The organism is Bradyrhizobium sp. ORS 285, assembly GCF_900176205.1.
In the GTDB taxonomy this organism is placed as follows: domain Bacteria; phylum Pseudomonadota; class Alphaproteobacteria; order Rhizobiales; family Xanthobacteraceae; genus Bradyrhizobium.
Genome location: NZ_LT859959.1, coordinates 4430224 through 4453240 on the forward strand (window position 1 = coordinate 4430224; position 23017 = coordinate 4453240).

Sequence of the window (23017 nt, forward strand, 5' to 3'; positions counted from 1 at the left end):
ACTAGGTCGCTGCGCGGCGAAGGTCAAAATGATTCCTTAACTGTGGATCAAGGCGGTTCGAAGGGCTCATTCGGCGGCGGTGGCCACCGGATCGGTCGCTAACGGCGGATTTCGGTTCGGCGCGGCCGCCTCGTCGCCGATCTGGGCCAGCTTTTCGCGCGCCTCCTCGGCCTCGCGCTGCCGGTTCCACATGCCGGCATAGAGCCCGCCGCGGGCCAGGAGGTCGGCATGGGTGCCCCGCTCGGCGATCCCGCCGCGGTCGAGCACGATGATCTCGTCGGCGGCGACGATGGTCGACAGCCGGTGCGCGATCACCAGCGAGGTGCGGTTGCGCGACACGCCGTCCAGCGCCTCCTGGATCTCGTGCTCGGTATGGCTGTCGAGCGCCGAGGTGGCCTCGTCGAGCACCAGGATCGGCGGCCCCTTGAGAATGGTGCGGGCGATCGCGACGCGCTGCTTCTCGCCGCCCGACAGCTTCAGGCCGCGCTCGCCGACCTGGGTCTCGTAGCCCTTCGGCGCCATCCGGATCAGGCCGTCGATCTGCGCCAGCCGCGCCGCCTCCTCGACCGCGGCATCGTCGGCATCCCAGCGGCCATAGCGGATGTTGTAGCGGATGGTGTCGTTGAACAGCACGGTGTCCTGCGGCACCATGCCGATCTGCGCCCGCAGCGACACCTGGGTGACGTCGCGGATATCCTGGCCGTCGATCAGGATGCGGCCGCCGGAGACGTCATACAGCCGGAACAGCAGCCGGGAGATGGTCGACTTACCGGCGCCGGACGGACCGACGATCGCAACGGTCTTGCCGGCCGGCACCTCGAAGCTCAGCCCCTGCAGGATCGGCCGCTCCGGCTCATAGGCGAAGCGGACGTCCTCGAAGCGGACAGCGCCCGATGTCACCACCAGCGGCTTGGCACCGGGCGCGTCCTTGACCTCGGCATCCCTGGTGAGCACGCCGAACATCATCTCGATATCGATGATCGCCTGCTTGATCTCGCGATACACCATACCCATGAAGTTCAGCGGCTGGTAGAGCTGGATCATCATGCTGTTGATCATGACGAAGTCGCCGACCGTGTTGCGCCCTTCGCGCACGCCCTGGGCGCACATCAGCATCGCCACCGTCAGGCCGATCGTGAAGATCACCGCCTGCCCCGCATTCAGCACGGCCAGAGAGGTGTAGGTCTTCACGCTGGCGCGCTCGTAGCGCTCCATCGATCGGTCGTAGCGCTCGGCCTCGCGCGCCTCGGCACCGAAATACTTCACCGTCTCGTAGTTCAGCAGCGAATCGATCGCCTTGGTGTTGGCGTCGGTGTCGGAGTCGTTCATCCGGCGCCGGATCTCGATCCGCCACTCGGTCGCGATGTACGTATAATAGAGATAGGCGCCGACCATGGTCAGCGTGACCAGCACATAGCGCCAGTCGAACTGCCAGAGCAGCACGGCGGTCAGCAGCGACACCTCGACGATGGTCGGGATCAGCTGCAGGATCACCATGCGCACGATCGTCTCGATGGCGTTGCGGCCGCGCTCGAGCACGCGCGTCAATCCACCGGTCTTGCGCTCCAGATGAAAGCGCAGCGACAGCTCGTGCATATGGACGAAGGTGATGGTGGCGAGCTTGCGGACCGCATGCATGGCGACGCGGGCGAAGATACCGTCGCGCCATTGCGTCAGGACGGCCATCAGCACGCGCACCGCGCCGTAGCTCGCGGTCATCACGATCGGCGAGGCCACCAGCCAGAATGCCCAATCGTCCGGCTTGATCGGCGCGGTGTTGGCCCCGGTCAGCGCGTCCGTCGCCCATTTGAAGGTGAAGGGCAGCACCAGGGTGGCGACCTTGGCTGCCAGCAGCAGCACCACCGACCACAGCACGCGCATCTTCAGGTCGGCGCGATCGCTCGGCCAGATGAAGGGCCAGAGGTGCCGCAAGGTGCCGGCCAGCGTTCCCTGCTCGAGGGAGGCTTGCGGCTGGGCGGCGCCATGATGAGGAGACGAATCGGGAGGCATCAAACGATCTGGAACAGCGGGGGTGTTGGCCTGTTATGAGGCGGGGCGGCCCGCCCCATATAGAGTGTCCGACCGCCAGATGCACCCGCCCGTCGACGGAATCCGTTGCGGCGGCGCAGTAATTGCATAACTTGATTCAGATCGCCTGGATTGCCCGTAAAACTCCGCGAACCGCTCCATCCGCCCTCGTCTTGACGCCTTTCAGTTGCAGTGTCACACCCGTCCAATGACTGATATTCGCACCGTCTGTGTCTATTGCGGCTCCGGCCCCGGCACCAATCCCAGCTTCATCGAATCGGCGAAAGCACTCGGCAAGGCGCTCGCCGAGAACGGCGTCCGGCTCGTCTATGGCGGCGGCTCCATCGGCATGATGGGCGCGGTCGCCAAGTCCGTGCTGGATCACGGCGGCGACGTCACCGGCATCATTCCGGACTTCCTGGTGAAGAAGGAAGTCATGATGCCGCTCAAGGATCTCATCGTCACGCCCGACATGCACGAGCGCAAGCGGCTGATGTTCGAGCACTCCGATGCGTTCGTTGCCCTGCCCGGCGGCGTCGGCACGCTCGAAGAGCTGGTCGAGCAATTGACCTGGAAGCAGCTCGGCCGCCACGCCAAGCCCGTGCTGATGGCCAACATCGACGGCTTCTGGGAGCCGCTGTTCTCCCTGCTCGCCCATATGCGCGAGACCGAGTTCATCCGCCCGGGCTTCCAGATCGAGCTGCTCAAGGCCGACCGCGCCGAGGACATCCTGCCGCGGCTGCGCGAGGCTGCCGCCCGCGTCGCCAAGGAAGAGACGCAGATGGCGCCGGAGATCGCCAAGCGGCTCTGAGCCCTACTCGCTCGGAAACGTCACGGCCTCGATCCGGTTGCCGTCGGGATCGAGCACGAAGGCCGCATAATAGCGCACGCGATCGTGCGGCCGCAGCCCCGGCGCGCCATCGGAGACACCGCCCGCCTCCACCGCGGCCGCGTGGAACGCATCGACCTCGGCGGTGGTCTTGGCACGGAAGCAGATATGCGAGCCCGTGTCGGGCGAAATACGCGGCATTCCCGCTCGCAAGTTGATCCACAGCTCCGGATAAGTCTTGCCGAAGCCGATAGTCGCCGGCCGTTCGATCAGCCGGGTCATGCCGAGCGGCGCCAGGGCCAGCTCATAAAAGCGGGCGCTACGGACGAGGTCGCTGACGCCGACGGAGACGTGGTCGATCATGCGTTTGCTCCCCGCTCTCTCCTTTCGTCATTGCGAGGAGCGAAGCGACGAAGCAATCCAGAGCCGCGCACTCGGTCCTGGGATTGCTTCGCTTCGCTCGCAATGACGGTCCCCTAACTCATCCCGCCGCGCCTGACTTCACCAGTTTGTAGAACACCGAGTCCATCAGCGCCTGGAACGAGGCATCGATGATGTTCGGCGATACGCCGACCGTCGTCCACCGCTCACCTGTCTCGTCCTCGCTCTCGATCAGCACGCGCGTCACCGCCTCGGTGCCGCCGTTGAGGATGCGGACGCGGTAGTCGATCAGCTTCAGGCCGTCGATGAAACCCTGGTACTTGCCGAGATCCTTGCGCAGCGCGACGTCGAGCGCGTTGACCGGGCCGTTGCCTTCCGCCGCCGAGATCAGCCGCTCGCCGGCGACGTCGACCTTGACCACCGCCAGCGCCACCGTGACGCGCTCGCCGAGCGCGTTGTAGCGCTGCTCGACATTGACGTCGAACTGCTCGACCCGAAAATACTCCGGCACGGAGCCGAGCGTGCGCCGCGCCAGCAGCTCGAACGAGGCATTGGCGGACTCATAGGCGTAGCCTAGCGACTCGCGCTCCTTCAGCTCCTCGACCAGCCGCGTCAGCTTCGGATCGCTCTTGCTGAACGGAATGCCGCCGCGCTCCAGCGCCGCGATGACGTTGGAGCGGCCGGCCTGATCCGACACCAGCACCTTGCGATGATTGCCGACGCTCTCCGGCAGGACATGCTCATAGGTGTGCGGATCCTTCAGCACGGCCGAGGCATGGATGCCGGTCTTGGTGACGAAGGCGCTCTCGCCGACGTAAGGCGCGTGCCGGTTTGGCGCCCGGTTGAGCATGTCGTCGAGCGTGCGCGACACCTTCATCAGGCTCGCGAGCTGCTGGTCGGAGACACCGATCTCGAAGCGCTCGGAGAACTCCGACTTCAGCTTGAGCGTCGGGATCAGCGAGCACAGATTGGCGTTGCCGCAGCGCTCGCCGAGGCCGTTGAGGGTGCCCTGGATCTGCCGCACGCCCGCGCGCATCGCAGCGAGCGAATTCGCCACCGCCTGCTCAGTGTCGTTATGGGCGTGGATGCCGAGGTGATCGCCTGGCACATGCTTGACGACTTGGCCGACGATCGCCTCGATCTCATGCGGCATGGTGCCGCCATTGGTGTCGCACAGCACGATCCAGCGCGCGCCGGCCTCATAGGCGGTGCGGGCGCAGGCGAGCGCGAATTCGGCATTCTCCTTGTAGCCGTCGAAGAAATGCTCGCAGTCGAGCATCACCTCGCGCCCCGCGGCCTTCGCCGCGGTCACGCTGTCGCGGATCGAGGCGAGGTTCTCCTCATTGGTGGTCTCGAGCGCGACGCGGACCTGATAGGCGGAGGATTTGGCGACGAAGCAGATCGCGTCCGCCTTGGCCTCCAGCAGCGCCGCGACGCCGGGATCATTGGAGACCGAGCGCCCGGCGCGCCGTGTCATGCCGAAGGCGGTGAAGCGGGCGTGACCGAGCTTGGGCTTATGGGCGAAGAACTCCGTGTCGAGCGGGTTGGCGCCGGGATAGCCGCCCTCGACATAGTCGATGCCGAGCTCGTCGAGCAGGCGCGCGATCACCTGCTTGTCGGCCAAAGTGAAATCGACACCGTTGGTCTGCGCGCCGTCGCGCAAGGTGGTATCGAACAGATAGACGCGTTCCCTGCTCATGATTGCGCCCCTGCGCCGAGCGGCTTCTTCATCGTGGTGTTGGCGAGCCACTCGCCATTGATCGAGACGCTGTTGCGCTGCTGCGCGACGTAGCCGCGCTTGCGGAAGAAATCCACCGCGGTGTCGCTGGCGTCGACCAGCAGCCCGGTGGTGCCGCGCGCGCCGGCGAGCTTCTCCAGCGCATCGCACAGCATCGCGCCGACGCCCTGCCCCGCGACGCTCGGATGGACGTAGAGCATGTCGATGTGATCATTGCCCTTCAGCGAGGCGAAGCCGACCGGCGAGCCCTGCAAGGTCGCGATCAAGGTCAGCGTCGACGCCAGCTTCTTGCCGAAGCTCGCTTCGTCATCGGCCGCGGCGGCCCAGGCCTCCTGCTGCTCCTCGCTGTAATCGTCAGAGGTGAGCTGCTGAATGCTCGCGGCGAAGATCGCGGCCAGCACCGGCGTATCGGTCGGGAGAAACGGCCGCAGCGCGGCCTTCGGCAGTGACTGTCCCATATCCTCACCAGGTCCCATAGAGCTTCGTGACCAGCGCCACGGCGCCCGCGATCACCGCGAGCTTGATCACGATGTAGTACAGCCAGTGCCGCGGGAACGGCGTGTCGGGCCTCTTCATCGCGCGATCTCCCAGGTCGTGACCGGCTTGCCGTCGGCACCCTTGCCGTCCTTGAGCACGACTCCCATGGCGACCAGCTCGTCGCGAAGGCGATCGGATTCCTTGAAGTCCTTGCGCGCCCGCGCAGCGGCCCGCTCGGCGATCAAGCCCTCGACCTTGGCCGCGTCGACGCCCTTGGCCTCCTGCTTGCGGGCTTCCCATTGCGCTGACGTCTCGGACAGGAAGCCGACATAGCGCAGCGAGCCGGCGAACGCCGCCCGCTCGGCTTCTCCCCCGGACGCCGCACGGCTTCGCAACGCATGCAACTCGGCAATCATCAGCGGCGTGTTGATGTCATCGAGCAAGGCATTGATGATCGCAGGCTCCGGCTGCTCGCCCGGCGCATCGGCGGCGACGCGATACCAGTCGTCGAGCGTCTTCGCGCTCTCCTCCAGGTTCTTGACCGTCCAGTCGGCCGGCGAGCGATAGTGCATCTTGAGCATGTTCAGCCGCAGCACCTCGCCCGGCCAGTCGGCCAGGAGGTCGCGAATGGTGACGAAGTTGCCGAGGCTCTTCGACATCTTCGCGCCCTCGACCTGCACGAACTCGTTATGCAGCCAGTAGTTCGCCATCACGGACGTGCCATGGGCGCAGCGCGATTGCGCGATCTCGTTCTCATGATGCGGGAAGATCAGGTCGAGCCCGCCGCCATGGATGTCGAAGACCTCGCCGAGATAGGCCGCGCTCATCGCCGAGCATTCGATGTGCCAGCCCGGACGGCCGCGGCCCCACGGGCTGTCCCAGCCCGGCTCCTCGTCCGAGGATTGCTTCCACAGCACGAAGTCGGCCGGGTTCTTCTTGTGCGCATCGACAGCGACGCGCGCACCGGCGAGTTGCTCGTCGAGCCTGCGGCCCGACAGCGCGCCATAGTCCGGCATCGACTGAGTATCGAACAGCACCTCACCGCCCGTTTCATAGGCGTGGCCACGCGCTATCAGCTGCTTGATCAGGGTGACCATGTCGGCCTTGCCGTCGGGACGCGGCAACACGAAATCGGTGGCGCGCGGCTCGAAGGTCGGCGGCAGGCTGCCGAGCGCCGCCGTGTCGCTGTGGAACTGATTGGCCGTGACTTCGGTGACCTTGCGGATCGCCTCGTTGAGCGGCAGGCCAGGAAAATCCCGCGCCGCGCGCGCGTTGATCTTGTCATCCACGTCCGTGATGTTGCGGACATAGGTCACATGCTCAGGGCCATAGACATGCCGCAGCAGCCGGAACAGCACGTCGAAGACGATCACCGGCCGTGCGTTGCCGATATGGGCGAAGTCGTAGACCGTCGGTCCGCAGACATACATGCGGACATTGTTGGGATCGAGCGGCACGAAGGGGCGCTTCTCCCGCGACGCGGTGTCGTACAAACGCAAGTCCATGGTCAGTCCCCGAATGCCTGTGCCACGTCCCGCCGGGCGAGACGCAACGGGTGTCCTGCGCCAGATGACGGCCCGGATTAAGGGCGGCCACGGCCAAAATCACGCTACCGACCTGCCGGCCGGGCGTCCTGATCATCTCTGTTGAGAAAAGACGGCCTCAGCCAGCGAATCGCTAGCGCGTAATCTCGCGGCAAATGCAGCAGATGGCGAGGAAACCGTTCATGGGTTTCACCATGATCCAGCGGGGTGTTGCCGTCAAGAGCCGCAAAACGGCCGTTTTCGCCGCTCAAACGCTCCGGCCCTGCCTCAAGGTTAATCATTATTAACCTTTTTGGCCTAACCATGGGGCGTTTCCTACAGCCACCGGTGCACCATGCGATTCTCCTCAGGCCTGCTCGCCTGCTGTGCTCTCCTCGCCGTCGCGACATCAGCCTCCGCAGAGAGCCGAATCTTCATCATCGCCAACGAAGCCGACGGCTATGGCGTCGACCAGTGCCTGGCCAAGGGCGACCGATGCGGCGCCTCCGCCGCCCGCTCCTATTGCCAATCACGCGATTTTGCGCAGGCCTCATCCTACCGCCGCGTCGACCCTGATGAAATCACGGGATCCGTGCCGAAAGCCGGCGGAAGCTGCGCTCATGGCGCCTGCAGCGACTACGTCGCCATCACCTGCCAGCGCTGAGACGCCAGGGAACGGCTGTTCCCGCCACCGGGGCGCCCCGGAAACGACGTGACGATGCCCGACAAAGCGGCTATGGGATGCCCGCCGCTGCCGCGAATTTTCCGAATTCTGTGCTAGCTCCGCGGCAGCACCCATGGACCGGAATACCGCATCTTGATCGCATCCCTGTCTCCGCGCCTGCTGGCCTTTTCTGCGTTGCTCGGCCTCTCCCTGACCGGCTCGCAGGCCCTGGCCCAGTCCAGTTCCGATTCCTATGCGCAGATGCCGCCGGGCCCTCCGGGTGCGCAGGCCGGCGTGAACCCGATCTGCCCGCGCCTCGAGGCGCAGCTCGCCACGATCGATCGCGGCGGTGGCGGCGATCCCGCGCGCGAGGACCAGATCCGGCGCTATCAGGACGCGGCGGCCAAGCAGCAGGCGGAGCTAGATCGGGTCAGCATGCAGGCCAAGCGCTCGGGCTGCGACAGCCCCGGCTTCTTCTCGATCTTCAACGGCCGCGCTGCCGAATGCCAGCCGATCAACAACCAGATCCAGCAGATGCGCTCGAACCTGGACCAGATCACCGGCAGCCTGGAGCGGCTGCGCGGCGGCGGGTTCGGCGGCGAGCGCGACAACCAGCGACGCTCGGTGCTGGCTGCGCTCGGCCAGAACAATTGCGGTCCGCAATACCAGCAATATGCAAACGCGAATCGCGGCGGCGGCAATGCCGGCGGCAACTTCCTGACCAGCCTGTTCGGCGGCGGCGGCGAGACCAACCCGGCCGCTTCGCTGCCCCCGCCGAGCGCCGATCTCGCCGCGCCGCAAGGCACCTATCGCACCGTCTGCGTGCGCACCTGCGACGGCGCCTATTTCCCGATCTCGTTCGCCACCGTTCCCGGCCGCTTCGCCGATGACGAGCGCGCCTGCAAGGCGCAGTGCCCCGCCGCCGAGGCGACGCTGTTCACCTATCGCAATCCCGGCGAGGACATGAACCAGGCGGTCTCGATCAACGGCCAGTCCTACAGCGCGCTGCCGAACGCGTTCAAATATCGCACCGAGTTCAACCCGAGCTGCTCCTGCAAGGCGCCGGGCCAGACCTGGGCCGAGGCGCTGAAGTCGATCGACGAGCGGGCCTCCGCCGCCGAGCAAGGCGACATCATCGTCACGGAGGAAAGCGCCAAGCGGATGCAGCAGCGCCAGACCGCCAAGCCGCCGGCCACCGCTGCCAAGAAGGGCGCGGCGCCGGCCGAGGCCGCAGCTCCGAACACGGCGACCGCCGACGGCGCCGCGGGCGACAAGCAGATCCGCACGGTGGGCCCGACCTTCATCCCGGCGCGCTAAGCGGAATCGCCGGGGCGTCAGCCTCGGTCGTCGCGCGCGTCAGTCGCCGCAGATGAGATCCGGCGCAATGACCTCGCCGAGCGCTCCGAGCGCGTCCGCAGGCTGCCAGCGGTTGCGCAGCGCTGCGAGGCGACTGAGCTGCGCGGGAGGGATGTCGGCGAGGAGATTGAAGCCGCGGCCGATCTCGTCGCCTTGCAGTTTCGATGCTTCCCCCGTGCCGAGGGCGAGAGCGCCGAAGAGACTCGCCAGCGCATTCAGCAGCGTCGCGCGCACCTGCGCCAGCAGCGCGCGATGCGGGCCGCTCGCAAGCTGTCCCGGCAGGATGGTCTCGAAGCCGGCGACAGCGGCCGCGATCGGCATCACCTCGGCGGCAACACCGAGCCGCGCCGCGGCCGCGATCGCCACCTCTTGTGCCTGCGCCGCCATGTCCGCCCCGGCCAGCACGACGCCGCGCACCTTCGCGGGCCCGAGTGCATCCACCGCAATCGCCAATGACAGCGCGGTGTCGAGACTCGCGGTCAGCCCAAGCACGACTCCATCGAACCCGCTCTTGGCGACGTGGTCGCGCAGGCCCAGCACGCGCGCCGCGTAGTCGGCCTCGTCGCCCTCGATCAGCTTGGCCACCGGCCCCGCGCCTTGCCAGCCGTCCGCATCCCTGCTCCACGCCAGCGTGGTGACGTCTTCGACGAAGGCCAGGAGTTGTGCGGCCACGGAAAGATCGGCGTTGAGCGCGAAGGACGCGCCGTCGAACACCTGGCCGACCTGCCCGCCGGTCTGGTTGAGCCAGATGAGCGGCAGGTCGCTTTCGGTCACGCGGGCCACCGCAGCCGAGAGCCGCCGATCACCGCCGCCGCGCACATAGCAAGCGGCGGCGGGGACCACGACCAACTCGGCGCCGGTCTCCGCCAGGGTCTCGACGACGTTCTCGTCGCCGGGCCTCTCGGGCCAGATGTCCTCGCCGATCGCGATGCCGATGCGCACACCGCGCACGCTGACCGGGCCGGCCGCGGGTCCGCGCGTGAACGACCGCTTCTGATCATCAGGCAGATTGATCTTGAGGCGCGTGGCGGCGACGCGGCCGGCGTCGAGCAGCGCGACGGCGTTATACAGCTTGCCGTCTTCGAGCCAGGGCGCGCCGATCAGCACGGCCGGTCCGCCATCCGCGGTCTCGCGTGCCAGCGCTTCGATCGCCGCGCGGCACGCTGACAAAAACGCGGCGTCCAGAATGGACTGCTGCGGCGGAGCGCCGGCGAGGAACAGCTCGGGCAGCACCAGGAGATCGGCGCCATCGGCCGCCGCCTTGCTGCGCGCCTCGCGCACCTTCGCCGCGTTGCCCGCGACATCGCCGGCCACGGGATTGAGCTGGGCCAGCGTGATCCGGAAGCTGTCAGCGGCCATCGCTCAGCTCATTCACAACAGCCCGAGCCGCTCGGCGATCGCGAACAGCCAGAAGCCGCCGGACATCAGCAGCGCGGCGCCCACGGCGGCGGAGCCGAGGTCCTTCACGCGGCCGATCTGCAGATCGTGCTCGGTGGTCAGGCGATCGGCGAGCTTTTCGATCGCGGTGTTGAGCAGCTCGACGACCAGCACCAGCATGACAGCGCAGACCAGCTCGACGCTGCGCATCGGCGTCGCGCCGATCACGTAAGCGAGCGGCAGCGCCAGGATCAGCGCGATCACCTCCTCGCGCACCGCCTGCTCGGAGCGGAGCGCGAAGGCCAGTCCATTGCGCGAGTTGAGCGTCGCGCGCCAGAGACGCAGCATCAGAAGCCCGCGACCGCCGGAATCGGGGACGACTTGCCGCCGCGCTGCTGCTTCAGCAGCTCGGCGATCAGGAACGCCATGTCGATCGACTGCTCGGCGTTCAGCCGGGGATCACACACCGTGTGATAGCGGTCGTTGAGATCCTCATCGGTGATCGCGCGCGCGCCGCCGATGCATTCGGTGACATCCTTGCCGGTCATCTCCAGATGAATGCCGCCGGCATGGGTGCCCTCCGCGGCATGCACTGCGAAGAACGCGCGCACCTCGGAGATGATGCGGTCGAACGGCCGGGTCTTGTAGCCGGAGTTCGAGGTGATGGTGTTGCCGTGCATCGGATCGCACGACCACACCACCTTGCGCCCCTCCCGCTGCACCGCGCGGATCAGCCCCGGCAGGTGATCGCCGACCTTGTCGGCGCCGAAGCGGTTGATCAGGGTCAGCCGGCCCGGCTCGTTGTCGGGGTTGAGGATGTCGATCAGCTTGATCAGCTCGTCCGGCTTCAGCGACGGGCCGCATTTCAGGCCGATCGGATTCTTGATGCCGCGGAAATATTCGACATGGCCGTGATCGAGCTGGCGGGTCCGGTCGCCGATCCAGATGAAATGGCCTGAGGTCGCGTACCAATCGCCGGTCGTGGAGTCGACGCGGGTGAAGGCCTGCTCGTAGCCGAGCAGCAGCGCTTCATGGCTGGTGTAGAAATCGGTCGCACGCAGCTCCGGATGGCTTTCGAGATCGAGGCCACAGGCGCGCATGAAGTTGAGCGCCTCGGAAATGCGATCGGCCAGCTCCTTGTAGCGCCGCGACTGCGGGCTATCCTTGACGAAGCCCAGCATCCACTGGTGCACGCTGCCGAGATTGGCGAAGCCGCCGGTCGCGAACGCGCGCAGCAGGTTCAAGGTGGCCGCCGACTGCCGGTAGGCGTCGAGCTGACGCTGCGGATTGGGGATGCGCGCTTCGGCGGTGAAGGCGGTGTCGTTGACGATGTCGCCGCGATAGCTCGGCAGCTCGACGCCATTGATCTTCTCGGTCGGCGACGAGCGCGGCTTGGCGAACTGGCCGGCGATGCGGCCGACCTTCACCACCGGCACTGCGCCGGCATAGGTCATGACCACCGCCATCTGCAGCAGCACGCGGAAGAAGTCGCGGATGTTGTTGGCGCCGTGCTCGGCAAAGCTCTCGGCGCAGTCGCCGCCCTGCAGCAGGAACGCCTCGCCCGCGGCGACCCGCGCCAGCGATTTCTTCAGGTTGCGCGCTTCGCCGGCGAACACCAGCGGCGGGAAGGTCGACAGCTGCGCCTCGACCTCGGCCAGCGCTTTCTGGTCGGGATAGTCGGGCACCTGCTGCACCGGCTTGGACCGCCAGCTCTCCGGGCTCCAGCGCTCCGTCATGGCTCTCTACTCCCTCTCGACATCAGCGCGCTTCGTTCCCCAACAGCGGCGCGCCGCCTTATACACAGCCTGTCTACCAACTGCCATCTGGAATTTGAGTCGTTCGGCCAAGCCCTTGCGGCGATGGATGGATTCGTCCCGGCCAAGATTCCGGTGTCATGGAGACCCTGCTCTCCCCGTCATTGCGAGCGCAGCGAAGCAATCCAGGGCGATGGGCGGGACTCTGGATTGCTTCGCTCCGCTCGCAATGACGATCGTGGCGACTTTCTCTTCTCGAACGTCGCGTCTTGTCCCGGATTCACCGGCGCTACCCCTACACCCCCGCCATCCCGGCGCACGCCGGGATCCCTGACCACCGGAGAGCGTCGTGACGCGAGATGCCGGCGCTTGCGCAAGCCAATTGCCGCCGCGGAGTCTGGGTCGCGGATCGGCGCACCGCCGCCGCTTCGGTCATGACAATTCGAACGCAACGCGGAGAGTGGTCGACGCCCCTCTCCGATGACATGCGTGACTTGGTCAGAACGATTCAGACCACCAGCAGCAGCCCCGACGCCAGCAGAATTCCGAGGATGATCTTCCTGAACAGCGCGTCGTTGACTTTGCGGAAGGCGAGGATGCCGAGCGCGGTGCCGGCGAGCAATGCCGGGATGCTCAAGGCTAGATCGATGACCACCTTGGACGACAGGTCCTGGCGGGCCAGCATCACCGCGAGCGAGGCGAGCTGGATGGCGGCGATGAACGGTTGCACAAGACCGCGCTGCTCGGTCTTCGGCAGGCCGTGCATTTCGCACCAGATCGTCGGCAGCGCGCCCGGCATCGCGGTGAGGCCGCCGATGAGACCGCCGCCGAAGCCGACGATGGCGGTGCGGCTGCGGTTCATCGGCTGAAGGCTGCCGAGCGCGGGCTTGAACAGCATGGTGCCGGCGTAGATCGCAATGGTCGCGCCGAACACCTGCTGAAACAGGCGCGCATCCGCGTTGTGCAATAGCCACAGCGCGAGCGGCACGCCGAGCAGTCCGCCCACAATCAGAACGAGGCTCTCCCTCCACCGGATGCTGCTGCGAAGCGCCCAGAGATTGGTGGCCTGCACGCCGACGCTGCACGCCATCATCAACGGCACAGCTTCCAGCGGCTGCAGGCTGTGCAGCAGGATCGCGCCGGCCACGGCGGAAAAGGCAAATCCGGCCAGGCCGGAGACGAAGGCGCCGAAGAAAACGGCGGCACTGAGCAGCAAGAATGATCCGAGCCCGGGCATGAAAACTCTCCGGCTGATGAGCTTGAAAATGAGAGTGCTGGTCAATCGAACGATTGGAGCGTCGCAACCGGCTTCGGGGGCGCACCGTCCCGTGTGTCGGCCCCTCGCAGGATTGCAACCGCGACGATGTGCAGGATGAGGAACGTGACGAGCACGGCGGTGGCGAGCACCGGCCTCGGCGTGACCGGCTTGCGCTGCATCGGATCTTGATTGGCTTGCATGTCCGTCACTCCCGCAGGTGGTATCGGATTGCTAGCAGCTCAGCGTCCCCTCAGCGTCCCCCGAGCGGAGGACCAGGGTGCACGTCCTGCTTCTCGCAAGCGGAGGGTGTCGATCTGATCGGCTCTCTCGTGCGTCATCAGCCATCTCATCCTCACGTCACGCCAATTGCCGCTTGACCAACCCATAACTCGGTGGTTATGCAATATTTCATAACCAACGAGTTATGGATCGAATGGCCCGCTCTCCCGACCTGCTGTTCCGCACGCTCGCCGATCCGACGCGGCGCGCGATCTTCGAGGGGCTGTGCCGCCATGGCGAGCAGACGGTCAGCGCGCTGACCGCCAAAGCCGGCGTGTCGCAACCGGCGGTGTCGAAGCATCTCGGCCAGCTCAAGCAGGCGGGCCTGGTGCGTGAGCGGCACGAAGGCCGCCGGACGCATTATCGCGCGCAGCCGAAGGCGCTGGCGCCGCTGCTCGACTGGACCAGCCGCATGGCCGCGTTCTGGGAGAGCCGGTTCGACGATCTGGAAACTCTGCTCAACAGGATGGATCAATGACCTCAGCTTCGCCGGAGACCCGCACCGTCATCGTCGAGCGCGAATTCGCGCATCCGCCCGAAAAACTCTGGCGCGCCCTGACGCAGCCGCATCTGATTGCGGAATGGCTGATGGCCAACGACTTCGTGCCGGCGGTCGATCATCGCTTCAAGCTGAAGGCCGATTGGGGCGTCGTCGATTGCCAGGTCATGACCATCGAGCCGCAGAAGATGCTGTCCTACAGCTGGGCCGCGCTCGGCCTCGACAGCGTCGTGACCTGGACGCTGACGCCGACCGCGACAGGAACACATCTGCGCATGGAGCAGACCGGCTTCGCCGCCGACCAGACCCGCGCCTATCAGGGCGCCCGCTACGGCTGGCCGAAGTTCTTCGACGGGCTGGAGCAGACTCTGGCGCGGCTCGACTGAGCCGCAAAGAGTCTAGGGCAACATCATCATGGGGAGGAACAGATGAACTCGACCAACACCATCCGCCAGGTCCATCGCTGGGTGTCGATCGCCTTCACGCTCGGCGTCATCATCAACATCGTGGCGATGGCGCAGACACAGCCGGCGTTCTGGATCGGCCTGCTGGCCTTGATCCCGCTGATCGTGCTGCTGGCCACCGGGCTGTATCTGTTCGCTCGGCCCTATTTCGCGCCGAGACCCGTCAGGGCGGAAAGTTGAGCCGACGCGATCGCTGAAGACCTACGCTTTGGCGCGCCCTACTCCAGCCCGTTCGACGACACCCAGCCGACGACGCCGTTCCAGACGGCGCGGCACGACGTGAACCGGCTGACACCGTCGCCGGGCATCAGGCACCCGCCGACCATCGCGGTCTCGCCGGCGGGAATGCGGGTCAGGATCTCCGACTTCTGCCCCGGCTCCCGGCGCAGATTGAGATAGCCCTGCGAGACGTTGCGCTTGATCATGCGCGGCACGAGATGCGGATTGGGCAGGATCGCCTGCGCGCGCTCGATCGGCGACTCCGCCGGCCGCGCAGCCGTCTGCGTCGTCTTCAGCTCATCGATGCGCGCCCGCGCCATCGAGCCGTAGGGCGTCGCGCCGAACTGACGCACGAAATCCTCGAGCACGGCGATGCTGGTGGTGTTCTGCGTCACTGCCCAGGCGCGCTCGGCCGGATCCGGCGACGGTCCCGCCGCCGAGGGCGACGTCGAGGCCGGCGCGACCGTCTGGCCGGCGAAGAAGAAGTCGCCGTCAACCGGCGAGCTCGACACCCAGGGCTGCTGGGTGCCCCCGGTCGCCCGCTTCACCTCCAGCCCGACCTGGTTGAACGTCTTGAAGATGTCGAGGCCGGGCCGCCGGATCGTCTCGGCGAGCGCCTTGGTGAATGGGCTGTTGCCATCGCGGCCGTCGAGCGCGACATTGCCGGGCTGGGTCGCGAACGAGATCAGCGTCCCCTCTGGCGCGCGCATCTGCGCAAGGCCGCTGGTGCCGTCGCGCAGGCCGCGGCCGCCGAACGGATTGTTGCGGCAGGCATCGAGGATCACGAGATTGAGCTTGGTGCCCGCGCTCTCCATCTGCCGCAGCACGACGTTGACGTCGAGCATCTGGAAATCGACATCGGCCTCGCGCGACGGGTTGGCGTCGACGGGCACCAGATAGTTGGCGCCGCGCACCTGCACGCCATGGCCGGCATAATACACCAGCGCGACATCGGCGCCGCGCGCCTTGGCGCCGAACTCCTGCACGGCGCGGCGCATCGTGGCCTCGTCGAGATCGAGCCGCGCACTGCCGCCGACCAGGTCGAAGCCGAGACCTTGAAGCGTCTCCGCCATCAGCGCTGCATCATGCTTGGGATTGTCGAGCCGGCTGACGCTGCGATAGGCGGAGTTGCCGATGACCAGCGCGATGCGCGTATCAGCCAGCCCAGAACCGCACAGGCTGAGCCAACTCAATGCTGCCAACGCCAGCACCATCCATCGCCGCATCGGTTCCCCCAAACGATCGCTTGACCCGGGGAACTTATACGCGGTCTGTCGGAGCTGAAAAGCGCAGCGCCTCTCTTGCCGTCTCGCCAGAGGCGGCGCTCGGCGTGTGCGCCTGGTGAGCAGTTGCTCGGCTCGGCGAACGACCGCGTCATTCAGAGGTATTCTGATCGGGCCATGAGCAAGCCGGTCGAAAAATCCCTGCGCCTCGCGGAACAATGTTGAACAATGGCCGTTTCGAAAACTTGCCGGCGCGGCAGGGAAGCGAAAGATGTCAGAGTTGATGACCCAGCCCGACAAGCTGCGGGCCGACGCGGCCGAATGTGCCCTCATCCGCGACCTCGCCACCGACCGCGACAAGCGCGAGCTATTCGCGCGCCTCGCCGAACATCTCAGCAACCTCGCCGCCGAAGTCGAGCGCGCCGCGCGCGCCGACGGGTCGCGCGTGAGCTGAGGCGCGCCGCAACGCGTGCGCTAATCATAGCTGCCGCGACATCGTCGTGGTGTTCAGCCACACAATCGCACAACTCGGCTTAGCTATAGGGCAGGATGATCCGCGTCGATTCGCGCCAGCGAACGCTCGTCCCCCTCCGTGCCACAGGTCCCGATCTTGCGATCCATCTTCCTTCGCCTCTGCTGCGTCGTTCTCGCCTTCATGGCCACTCAGCCCGCGACCGCAGCCGATCTCATCGGCCGCGCCAGCGTCGTCGATGGCGACACGCTGGATGTCCACGGCGAGCGCATCCGTCTGTGGGGCATCGATGCGCCGGAGAGTGCGCAGCTCTGCCGTGGTCGCGATCGCAAGCCCTATCGCTGTGGCGCGCTGGCCGCCAACACGCTCGATGCTTTCGCACGCGGCAAGCTCGTGCGCTGTCGCCCGATTGAGGGCGATCGCTACGGCCGCATCGTCGCGCGCTGCGCCGCCGGCGGCGCCGATCTCGGACAGTTCATGGTGTCGCACGGCCTCGCGCTCGAGGAGCCGCAATATTCCCACGGCGCGTATGCGGCCGACCAGCTCGCCGCGCGCCGTGCCGGCCGCGGCATCTGGTCCGGCCGCTTCGTGGAGCCGCCGCTCTACCGAAGTTGCATGCATGCCGGCGGCACGACGCTGCTGTGCTCGGATGTCGAGATGCGATCTCGGTGAACGCGCGATTGCGATGGCCCGAGCTCTCGCTGTACGGTCACGCACCGCAATGACAACGGCCGGTGACGAACGATGACTGACAAGAAGATCCGCGTGGCGATCCTGTTCGGCGGACGCTCGGCGGAGCACGACGTCTCCCGGGCCTCCGCTGCCAACATCTTTCGCTCGCTCGATGCCAGCCGCTACGCGATCACCTTGATCGGCATCGCCCCTGACGGCCGCTGGGTGCTTGCCGATGCCGCCAATGATGCGCCCGGTACGGCGCTGACCGTGCCTGCCGACGGGCCCGCCATCGTGCTGCTGCCCGCGGGCCAGGGCCGCGCGCTGGTCCTTGGCGACGGCGCCCCGCGCGAGCTCGCTTTCGATGTCATCTTCCCGGTGCTGCATGGTCCCAACGGCGAGGACGGCACCGTTCAGGGCGCGCTGGAGCTCGCCGATGTCGCCTATGTCGGCGGGCGCGTGATGGGATCGGCGGCGGCGATGGACAAGGACGTCGCCAAGCGTCTGCTGCGCGACGCCGGCCTGCCGATCGTGCCGTTCGTCACGATGACGGAAGCAGCGCCGGTGAGCTACGAAGCGGCGGTCGCCGCCGTCGGCTCTTCCGAGCTGTTCGTCAAGCCGGCCAATCTCGGCTCCTCCGTCGGCATCTCCAAGGCGCGCAACGCCGATGAATTCGATGCGGCCTGCAAGCTTGCGCTGCGCTTCGACCGGAAAATCCTGATCGAGCGCTGCATCTCGCCGGCCCGCGAGATCGAATGCGCCGTGCTGGAGCACGCCAACGGCGAGGTCAAAGCCTCCGAGCTCGGCGAGATCGTGCCGGCCGACAGCCACGGCTTCTACTCCTACGAGGCGAAATACACCGACGCCAAGGGCGCCTCGCTGCATGTCCCGGCGCAGGTCGAGCCGGCGCTCGCCGCGCGCATCCGCAAGATGGCAGTCGAGGTGTTCAGCGTGCTCTGTTGCGAGAGCCTCGCGCGCGTCGATGTCTTCGTCCGCGGCGAGGAGGTCTACGTCAACGAGGTGAACACCCTGCCCGGCTTCACCAACATCAGCATGTACCCGAAATGTGGGAAGCCACCGGCCTGCCCCAGCCGGCGCTGATGGACGAACTGATCGCGCACGCGCTGGCGCGGCACGCGCGGCTGCGGGAGCTGGCGTCGCAGCGCTGACGCGCTCTTGCCCGCCCGGCGCCGCAGCTCAACGCGGCGCGACCTTGGCGCCGTCAGCAACGCGATCGCTGGGATAGATGATCACGACATCGCCGCTGGCGACGCCGTCGGCCACCGCCGCGAGCCGGCCGGAGCGGCGGATGATCCTTACTTTGCGCAGCTCGGCACGGCCGTCCTTCAATGCGAACACCGACCAGTCCTCGCCGCGCTTGAACAGCGCACCGGTCGGCACGATGGTTACGTCATCCTGGGTGAAGACGACGATCTGGGCATCGAGCTGATAGCCATCGCCGAGCCGCGACCATTGCTCGGCCGGCGAAACGATGTCGATCAGCACGTTGACGCGCTGCTCCTCGACGCCCAGCGTCGAGATCTTGGTGAAGGCCGCCGGCTCGACGCGGCGAACCCGGCCTAATAGCCGGCCCGGACCGCCCCAGCGATCGATCGTGACGTCGGCGCCGGGACGGATCTCGACCGCATCGGTGCTCAAGACATCGATGACCACTTCGAGATCATGGGGATCGCCGAGCTCGAGCAGCGCCGCGCCCGGCAGCACCGTCGTCTCGCTCTCCTGGATCACTTTCAGCACGAGCCCGCCGACCGGTGCCGTGATGGTCCAGCTCTCCGCGGGCGCATCGGCATCGGTGCTGCTGCCGTAGCGCGCCAGCATCGCGCGGAGCTGGTTGAGCTCGTGTCCGGCGGCATGGTCGACATATTCTGCTGCGCGCAGGTCGCGTTCGGCAATCCGCATCGCGAGCTCGGCGCGCTCCTTGGCCTGCGCCGTCGCAGCCCCGGAGGCAGCCAGCGCCGTGGTGCGCGCCAGATCGGCGCTCGCCTGCGCGCTCTGCGCCTGTGCCCGCGCCACCACCGCCTTGGCGCGCTCGACATTGGCCTCGGCCGCGCCGAGCCGCTCCTCGACCTCGCGGCGGGCGCGCGGATCGAGCAGCGGCGCCGGCGCCGGCGTGATGCTGGCGACCACATCGTCGGCCTTGACCTGATCGCCAGCCTTGAAGCGGATGCGTCCGAGACGTCCGGCGAGCGGCGCGGCGACGACGTAGCGCTGGCGCACCCGGGTCTTGCCGTCGTCCTCGACGGTCGCAACGAACCGCCCTCGCGTCACGACAGCCGTCTCAACCGGGACCGGGCTCGGCATCATCATCCAGACGACACCGGCGCCGACCGCCAGAGCTGCTGACAAGATGACGATACGGCGCAACACGAGACTCATGCTCATTCCCTGGTCTTGAGGGCGGCGACCAGATCGAGCCGGTCGACCCGCCGGCGGACGATGATGGCGCTGATCGCGGCGCTGGCCAAGACCACCGCGGTGGCGATCAGATAGGTCCGCGGCGCGATCACGCCGGGAATCTGAAAAGACTCGCTGGAATGCAACCGTGCGATCAGCGCGATGATGCCGCGCGACAGCAGCAGCCCGAGCGGAATTCCGACCGCGATCTCCAGCGCGAATTCGCCGAACAGGATGCCCGCGACCTCTGCCCGCGTGAAGCCGAGCACGCGCAGGCTGGCGAGTTCCCACGCCCGCTCCTGCAGGCTGATGCGGGCGCTGTTGTAGACCACGCCGACGGTGATGATCGCGGCGAAGCCGGTGAGAATGCCTGCGGTGACGAACACCAGGCCCGCGATCTTGTCCATGAAGGATGCGACGGCATAGGCCTTCATCGAGACGGATTCGATCATCGGCAGGCTCTTGAACCGCGTACCGAGCGCGGCCAGCGCCGTGGGATCGACATGCAGGCTCGCGGCCGAGATCACCGTGCCTTCGCCGGTGAAGCGGTTGAGCGTGTCGATGTCCATGTAGGACGCCATCCCGATCGCCTCGTCGACGATGGCGCTGACCGGCACGTCGCGGCGGCGCCGCCGGCCCTCCATGGCTTCCACCGTGACGAGATCGCCGGCGCTCAGCGCCAGCCGCTCGGCAAGCCGTCGCGTCAGCGTGAGGCCGTCCGGCACCGCCACGATCGGACGACGCGCCGCATCGTGCGGCCGACGCAACTCGTCGGTCGGTGCCAGCCCCACCACCGAGGTCAAATAGCTGCGATGGCCGGCGCGCAGCCGCACCGGCACGATGCGCTGCCCCTCGGCCAAGAGCACGCCCGGCTCGCGTGCGAGATCACGCAACACCGCGCGGTCCACCGGATGCGGAAAGGTGATGCTGGCGTTGCCGCGCTCGACCAGGTTGAACTGCAGCTCGATCATCTCGCCGATCGCATCGCGCCAGAAGATTCCGAGCACCATCATCGGCACGGCAAAGGCGATGCCGACGACCGTGAACAGTGAGCGGAACGGACGCCCCGCGACGTTGCGCAGCATCATCATCCGCCGCGCGCGCCGTGCCCCGCCGGGCATGATCAGTTCGATCCAGGACCGGCGAAAGCCGAGCGGCATTGCCGGCCGCATCGCCTCCGCCGGCGCGAGGCCAACGACGGCCCGTAGCGCGGTGATGACACCGAGCGACCCGGCGGCGGCGCTGATCGCGACGCCCGCCAGCATCGCCCACGGCGCAAGCCGGAACGGCAACTGCGGCAGGCGGAAGAAGCCATGATAGCTCGCAATCATCGCCTGCCCGAAGCCGAAGCCGCCGGCGATGCCGAGCAGAGAGCCGGTCAGCACGATCACCAGCATCAGCGCGAGATAATGCAGCGTCAGCGCCGAGGTCGGAAACCCCAGCGCCTTCAGCGCGGCGATCTGCTCACGCTGCGCGGCGACCAGCCGTCCGAGCGCGCTGTTGAGCAGGAAGGCGGCAACGCCGAAGAAGATGATGGGAATGGTGATCGACATCACCTTCTGCTGGTTCAGCTCGTCCTCGAGAAAGCGGTTCGAGGGCTGGTCGCGCCGCGCGATCGCGCCGATCGAGCCATAAGGCTCGAGCAGCCGGTCGAGCTCCTCGATGACGGGCTGCGCATCGGCCCCCGGCGCGAGCGCGACCACCGCGTCGTTGAACGCCCCCTTCATGTCGAAGGCGGCCTCGGCCGCGCTACGGTCGACCCACAGGATGGCGTAGAGCCGATCGTCCGGGATCGGCAATCCCGGCCGCACCGCATAGACATATTCCGAGGACAGCGCGATGCCGGAGACCCGGAACGCCTGCAGCCGGCCGTTGAGCAGCACGCGGATCTCGTCGCCGGGCTTGACGCCGTTCGCCTCCGCAAAGGCCTCGTTGACGGCGGCGCTGCGCGCATCGCCCGGCCCTGGCGCCGCGCCGCGGCGCAGATGCAGCCGGGCCAGCGGCTCGTCGCCGGCGCGGCTGAGCGAGACCAGGCGCGCCGACACCGGCTGCGACGCGGCGGGCGCATCGACGATGACCTCGCGCACGATGCGCGGCTCGACCGCCAAGATGCCGGCGATCGCGTTGAGCCGGGCGACCAGCGCCAGCGGCGCGCGCTTCAGGGTGACGAAGACCTGCGGAAACCGCGCCTCCGCATAGAACTGCTCGCAGCCTGCGCGCAGCGATTGATAGGTCGAGACCGAACCGACGAACACGGCGACGCCCGCGGCGACCAGCAGCGCGATGGTGATCACCTGCCCGCGCATGGCGCCGATGTCGCGCCAGAGCTTGCGGTTGAGCAGGCTCACCACGTCACCTCCTCGGCCGAGAGCCGCCGCGGGTTGCGCGTCTCGCCGACGATGCGGCCGCCGCCGAGCCGCAGCACGCGATCGGCCATGCCGGCGATCGCCGCATTGTGGGTGATGACGATGGTCGTGGTGCCGAGCCGCTCGTTGGCGCGCGCGATCGCTGCCAGCACCACCTTGCCGGTGTCGTAGTCGAGCGCGCCGGTCGGCTCGTCGCATAGCAGCACATCGGGCGCCTTGACGATGGCGCGGGCCACCGCCACGCGCTGCTGCTCGCCGCCTGACAGTTGCGACGGAAAATGATCGATCCGCTTCTCGAGGCCGACGAGCTTCAGCACCTCCAACGGATCGAGCGGCCGGTCGGCGATCTCCGTCACGAGTTGGACGTTCTCGAGCACGGTCAGGCTCGGAATCAGATTGTAGAACTGGAACACGAAGCCGACATGCTCGCGCCGGTAGCGCGTCAGCGCGGCATCGTCGGCCCCGACGAGCTGATGATCGCGCCATTGCGCGTCGCCCGACGTCGGACTGTCCAGCCCGCCGAGGATGTTCAGCAAGGTCGACTTGCCCGAGCCGGAGGGTCCGAGCAGCACCACGAACTCGCCCTCGTAGATGTCGAGATCGACGTCACGCAACGCATGCACCTCGACATCGCCCATGCGGTAGGTCTTGGAGAGCTTGCGGGCGCGGAACACGGGCGCGGCGCCCGGTGGCTCCGGAGGCGCGGCAGCATTCGGGTCGTCGATGGTGGTCGGACTCGTCAAGCTGTGCTTCCGTGGCGGCACGCGTCCCGCGTCCCATGCCCGCCAACCATCGGTCAGCAACCGCCCGTGTCAGTTGATGCAGGTCAAGCGCGCGCAATCACTCGCGCCTTCATGTCCATTCGACGGCTGCGATCACGTCCATCAGCACGCCGCCCGGCCACCGAGTGGCCCACGGAGCCTCTATCCGAAGATGCGGGAAGCCACCGGCCTTTGCCAGCCCATGCTGATGACCGTCTGATCGCCCGCGCCCGGCCCGGCATGCGCAGTCAAGGAGCTGGCG

22 protein-coding genes and 1 pseudogene are annotated in these 23017 nt (G+C 67.1%); 9 read left to right on the plus strand and 14 right to left on the minus strand.

From position 1 onward, the window contains the following. Window positions 1–66: 66 nt before the first annotated feature. Entirely contained in the window at window positions 67–2010 is a 1944-nt protein-coding gene (locus BRAD285_RS20025; RefSeq protein WP_035644262.1) for an ABC transporter ATP-binding protein/permease, read from the minus strand. Window positions 2011–2236: 226 nt separating this feature from the next. Here BRAD285_RS20025 and BRAD285_RS20030 point away from each other — a divergent pair, with 226 nt between their 5' ends. Next, entirely contained in the window at window positions 2237–2839 is a 603-nt protein-coding gene (locus tag BRAD285_RS20030; RefSeq protein WP_006609151.1) for a TIGR00730 family Rossman fold protein, read from the plus strand. A 3-nt stretch (window positions 2840–2842) separates the two neighbouring features. Here the strand turns inward: BRAD285_RS20030 and BRAD285_RS20035 are convergent, their stop codons facing one another. The 4 genes from BRAD285_RS20035 to cysS all read right to left on the minus strand — a co-directional run bounded on the left by BRAD285_RS20035 (window position 2843) and on the right by cysS (window position 6958). Further along, window positions 2843–3220 carry a VOC family protein gene (locus BRAD285_RS20035; protein ID WP_006609152.1) on the minus strand — a complete coding sequence of 126 codons (378 nt, stop codon included), beginning with the start codon at window positions 3218–3220 and terminating at the stop codon, window positions 2843–2845. Between the two features lie 118 nt (window positions 3221–3338). After that, complete coding sequence (cimA, locus tag BRAD285_RS20040) at window positions 3339–4937, minus strand: citramalate synthase (RefSeq protein ID WP_006609153.1); 1599 nt, start codon at window positions 4935–4937, stop codon at window positions 3339–3341. Then, window positions 4934–5434 carry a GNAT family N-acetyltransferase gene (locus BRAD285_RS20045; RefSeq protein ID WP_006609154.1) on the minus strand — a complete coding sequence of 167 codons (501 nt, stop codon included), beginning with the start codon at window positions 5432–5434 and terminating at the stop codon, window positions 4934–4936. The genes cimA and BRAD285_RS20045 overlap by 4 nt, the downstream gene beginning before the upstream one ends. Before the next feature lie 114 nt (window positions 5435–5548). Further along, window positions 5549–6958: a cysteine--tRNA ligase gene (gene cysS, locus BRAD285_RS20050; RefSeq protein WP_006609156.1), complete on the minus strand. Its 1410-nt coding sequence runs from the start codon at window positions 6956–6958 to the stop codon at window positions 5549–5551. 373 nt (window positions 6959–7331) lie between these two features. On the opposite strand from cysS, the gene BRAD285_RS20055 reads away from it, so the two are divergent. Next, window positions 7332–7640: a hypothetical protein gene (locus tag BRAD285_RS20055; RefSeq protein WP_006609157.1), complete on the plus strand. Its 309-nt coding sequence runs from the start codon at window positions 7332–7334 to the stop codon at window positions 7638–7640. A gap of 153 nt (window positions 7641–7793) precedes the next feature. Beyond that, window positions 7794–8957 (plus strand): DUF2865 domain-containing protein, encoded by a 1164-nt coding sequence (locus tag BRAD285_RS20060; RefSeq protein WP_006609158.1) that lies wholly within the window; start codon window positions 7794–7796, stop codon window positions 8955–8957. A 39-nt stretch (window positions 8958–8996) separates the two neighbouring features. On the opposite strand, the gene BRAD285_RS20065 is transcribed toward BRAD285_RS20060, so the two are convergent. The 5 genes from BRAD285_RS20065 to BRAD285_RS20085 all read right to left on the minus strand — a co-directional run bounded on the left by BRAD285_RS20065 (window position 8997) and on the right by BRAD285_RS20085 (window position 13585). Further along, entirely contained in the window at window positions 8997–10355 is a 1359-nt protein-coding gene (locus BRAD285_RS20065; protein WP_006609159.1) for a nitrilase-related carbon-nitrogen hydrolase, read from the minus strand. Between the two features lie 12 nt (window positions 10356–10367). After that, the gene (locus BRAD285_RS20070) at window positions 10368–10721 is read right to left on the minus strand and encodes a diacylglycerol kinase (protein WP_006609160.1); all 354 of its coding nucleotides are present in this window, start codon (window positions 10719–10721) and stop codon (window positions 10368–10370) included. Then, a complete protein-coding gene (locus BRAD285_RS20075) occupies window positions 10721–12109 on the minus strand; it encodes a class II 3-deoxy-7-phosphoheptulonate synthase (protein ID WP_006609161.1) in 1389 nt (462 codons plus the stop codon). The genes BRAD285_RS20070 and BRAD285_RS20075 overlap by 1 nt, the downstream gene beginning before the upstream one ends. A gap of 526 nt (window positions 12110–12635) precedes the next feature. Next, window positions 12636–13364 (minus strand): sulfite exporter TauE/SafE family protein, encoded by a 729-nt coding sequence (locus BRAD285_RS20080; protein ID WP_006609162.1) that lies wholly within the window; start codon window positions 13362–13364, stop codon window positions 12636–12638. 41 nt (window positions 13365–13405) lie between these two features. Beyond that, window positions 13406–13585, minus strand: a complete 180-nt coding sequence (locus BRAD285_RS20085; RefSeq protein WP_006609163.1) for a hypothetical protein — start codon at window positions 13583–13585, stop codon at window positions 13406–13408. Between the two features lie 233 nt (window positions 13586–13818). Between BRAD285_RS20085 and BRAD285_RS20090 the strand changes: the two genes are divergently transcribed. From BRAD285_RS20090 to BRAD285_RS20100, 3 genes are read left to right on the plus strand one after another with little or no spacing between them, the layout of a single operon-like run. Beyond that, window positions 13819–14142 carry a helix-turn-helix transcriptional regulator gene (locus BRAD285_RS20090; RefSeq protein ID WP_006609164.1) on the plus strand — a complete coding sequence of 108 codons (324 nt, stop codon included), beginning with the start codon at window positions 13819–13821 and terminating at the stop codon, window positions 14140–14142. After that, the gene (locus tag BRAD285_RS20095) at window positions 14139–14549 is read left to right on the plus strand and encodes an SRPBCC domain-containing protein (protein WP_006609165.1); all 411 of its coding nucleotides are present in this window, start codon (window positions 14139–14141) and stop codon (window positions 14547–14549) included. Before BRAD285_RS20090 ends, BRAD285_RS20095 begins: the two co-directional genes overlap by 4 nt. Window positions 14550–14591: 42 nt before the next feature. Then, on the plus strand, window positions 14592–14807 hold the full coding sequence (locus tag BRAD285_RS20100; RefSeq protein ID WP_006609166.1) for a hypothetical protein: 216 nt from the start codon (window positions 14592–14594) through the stop codon (window positions 14805–14807). A 38-nt stretch (window positions 14808–14845) separates the two neighbouring features. Here the strand turns inward: BRAD285_RS20100 and BRAD285_RS20105 are convergent, their stop codons facing one another. Then, a complete protein-coding gene (locus BRAD285_RS20105; RefSeq protein WP_006609167.1) occupies window positions 14846–16072 on the minus strand; it encodes a caspase family protein in 1227 nt (408 codons plus the stop codon). Between the two features lie 280 nt (window positions 16073–16352). Here BRAD285_RS20105 and BRAD285_RS35845 point away from each other — a divergent pair, with 280 nt between their 5' ends. The 3 genes and pseudogenes from BRAD285_RS35845 to BRAD285_RS20115 all read left to right on the plus strand — a co-directional run bounded on the left by BRAD285_RS35845 (window position 16353) and on the right by BRAD285_RS20115 (window position 18382). After that, window positions 16353–16523 carry a hypothetical protein gene (locus tag BRAD285_RS35845; protein ID WP_006609168.1) on the plus strand — a complete coding sequence of 57 codons (171 nt, stop codon included), beginning with the start codon at window positions 16353–16355 and terminating at the stop codon, window positions 16521–16523. A 138-nt stretch (window positions 16524–16661) separates the two neighbouring features. After that, a complete protein-coding gene (locus tag BRAD285_RS20110) occupies window positions 16662–17213 on the plus strand; it encodes a thermonuclease family protein (protein ID WP_006609169.1) in 552 nt (183 codons plus the stop codon). 72 nt (window positions 17214–17285) lie between these two features. After that, window positions 17286–18382 (plus strand): annotated as a pseudogene (locus BRAD285_RS20115) (D-alanine--D-alanine ligase family protein). 28 nt (window positions 18383–18410) lie between these two features. On the opposite strand, the gene BRAD285_RS20120 reads toward BRAD285_RS20115, so the two are convergent. The 3 genes from BRAD285_RS20120 to BRAD285_RS20130 are packed head-to-tail and all read right to left on the minus strand — an operon-like array spanning window position 18411 to window position 22632. Further along, window positions 18411–19610: an efflux RND transporter periplasmic adaptor subunit gene (locus BRAD285_RS20120; RefSeq protein WP_006609171.1), complete on the minus strand. Its 1200-nt coding sequence runs from the start codon at window positions 19608–19610 to the stop codon at window positions 18411–18413. Window positions 19611–19612: 2 nt separating this feature from the next. Continuing rightward, window positions 19613–21979 carry an ABC transporter permease gene (locus BRAD285_RS20125; RefSeq protein ID WP_006609172.1) on the minus strand — a complete coding sequence of 789 codons (2367 nt, stop codon included), beginning with the start codon at window positions 21977–21979 and terminating at the stop codon, window positions 19613–19615. Further along, window positions 21973–22632, minus strand: a complete 660-nt coding sequence (locus BRAD285_RS20130; protein WP_172889884.1) for an ABC transporter ATP-binding protein — start codon at window positions 22630–22632, stop codon at window positions 21973–21975. Before BRAD285_RS20130 ends, BRAD285_RS20125 begins: the two co-directional genes overlap by 7 nt. Between the last annotated feature and the right edge of the window lie 385 nt (window positions 22633–23017).